Origin of the sequence: Nitrosomonas sp. Nm166 (genome assembly GCF_900112825.1) — a bacterium.
In the GTDB taxonomy this organism is placed as follows: domain Bacteria; phylum Pseudomonadota; class Gammaproteobacteria; order Burkholderiales; family Nitrosomonadaceae; genus Nitrosomonas.
In genome coordinates, this window is record NZ_FONE01000105.1 from 1 (window position 1) to 2,095 (window position 2,095).

Annotated in this window: 1 protein-coding gene and 1 pseudogene; both read left to right on the forward strand. The window is 46.5% G+C overall.

All coding sequences use genetic code 11. The features are described 5' to 3' along the window. The first annotated feature begins 156 nt into the window (after positions 1 to 156). Positions 157 to 1,198 (forward strand): annotated as a pseudogene (gene istA, locus BM021_RS14870) (IS21 family transposase). Continuing rightward, a complete protein-coding gene (gene istB / locus BM021_RS14875; RefSeq protein ID WP_090721753.1) occupies positions 1,161 to 1,946 on the forward strand; it encodes an IS21-like element helper ATPase IstB in 786 nt (261 codons plus the stop codon). The pseudogene istA and the gene istB overlap by 38 nt, the downstream one beginning before the upstream one ends. Positions 1,947 to 2,095: the final 149 nt, after the last annotated feature.

The following is a 2,095-nucleotide window of genomic DNA, read 5'->3' on the forward strand; positions in this document are numbered from 1 at the left end:
TTCTATTGTGCTTGAATTAACTACTAAATCCTTTGCCTGCTCTAACAGTTCTTTACCACTCGCTATACGCGCCATCACAACACTTCCTTTCATAACCTTTCATAAGTTACGTCTATTATTTCACTTATGAAATAGAAATGGAATCAGGAGTTATTAGTGGAAATTCATGTGTTACAACGACAGGGCAAGAGCATTCGCTCGATAGCCAGAGCATTAAACGTTTCACGCAACAGCGTGCGTAAATACTTGCGTGATATTGCCAGAACATCAACCTACAGCAGACGGGATGATCGACTATCAAAACTTGAGCCGTTCAAGACCTATCTGCTTGAGCGAATTGAAGCGGCCAGACCGGACTGGATACCGACAGCTGTGTTGTTTCGGGAACTTCAGGCCAAAGGGTATGATGGCAAGGAAGGCATTCTTAGAAACTATATCCGGCAATTTAAGGTAACTCGGACTGAACCGGTTCGGCGCTTTGAAACCCCCTCAGGCCAGCAAATGCAAGTGGACTTTACCACTATCTACCTCTACCGTGGTAGGCAGAAACTAAAGGCTTTTGTCGCCACGCTCGGCTTTAGCCGGGCAACCTATGTGCGCTTTATTGAATATGAACGCCAGGAAGACTGGCTGTCAGGTATTGGGGGGTGCGCTACATTACTTTAGTGGCGTGCCCAAAGAGCTGCTGTTTGACAACGCCAAATACATCATGATTGAGCGCGATGCCTATGGTGAAGGCCTGCATCGCTAGAATGCCAAATTACTTGAGATGGCTAAGGATTACGGTTTTAACCTCAAAGTATGCCGGCCTTATCGTGCCAAAACCAAAGGTAAAGTGGAGCGGTTTAATGGCTACCTGAAATCGTGCTTTATTACACCGCTGGTTGCATCACTCAAACAAGCAGGACTTTCGCTGGATGTCGATACTGCAAACGCTCAGGTAGGTAACTGGCTGCATGAGGTGGCTAATCAGCGTATCCATGCTACCACTAACGAGAAGCCTCAGGTCTTGCTGGAAAAGGAGCGCTTCAGTTTACAGCCGTTGCCTGAGGGTATGACAAGTCGCCTGACGAGTATAACGATAAAGCAGCGGCAGGCCATACCGATAGAAAGCTTCCAGCATCCGCTATCAGTGTATGACCAACTGTTGGAGGTGAGCGATGAATTTGCAATCACAACGCATCCTGCATGCCTGTGATGTGTTAAAACTGCCTGCCATCGCTACAGAGTGGTTAGCGATAGCTGATCGTAGCGCTGCACAAGGCAATACCTTTGCTGACTTCCTTGATAATTTACTCCAAGTAGAGCTGGAGGCCAGAATGCTGCGTACGCGCGAAGTGTTACTTAAAATGGCAGGATTACCGGCCATCAAACACCTCGACGACTTTGATTTCCGCTTCGCCATCGGGGCACCCCGTAAACAGCTTCAGGAATTAACCAGTTTGGCGTTTATTGAACGCACCGAAAACATTATATTGCTCGGCCCAAGTGGCGTAGGTAAAAGCCATCTGGCCATTGCGCTGGCATATAGTGTCATCATGCGCGGCATAAAATTCCGTTTTATCACCGCAGCTGATTTAATGCTGCAGTTGGCCACCGCCAAAAAACAAGAGAGGCTAGATACGTATCTCAAACGCAGTGTGCTATCCCCTAAGCTATTAGTGATTGATGAAATAGGCTACCTCCCGTTTGGCAGGGAGGAGGAGGCCAACCTGTTCTTCAACGTCATTGCCAAGCGCTACGAACAAGGCAGTGTCATTGTCACCAGCAACCTGCCATTCTCGCAATGGTCAACTGCGTTTGCTGATGATCAAACCTTAACCGCAGCATTATTGGACAGATTGCTGCATTATGCGCATATCGTGCAGATCAGTGGTAACAGCTACCGATTAAAAGGAAAGAAATCGGTAGGGATAGCTCCCACTATGGAACAAGCAACAAGTTAAACAATGATTGGCATCAGGATGGGTCAATTTTAGATTGCCGTTTTTATATGGTAAGAGACCTTTGCACGGCAGAAAGTGCATTCAATTGCATGGAATGATATAATTATGTTTTAAATCATGTAATTGAAGTAATCGCCATGAGTTTTTCA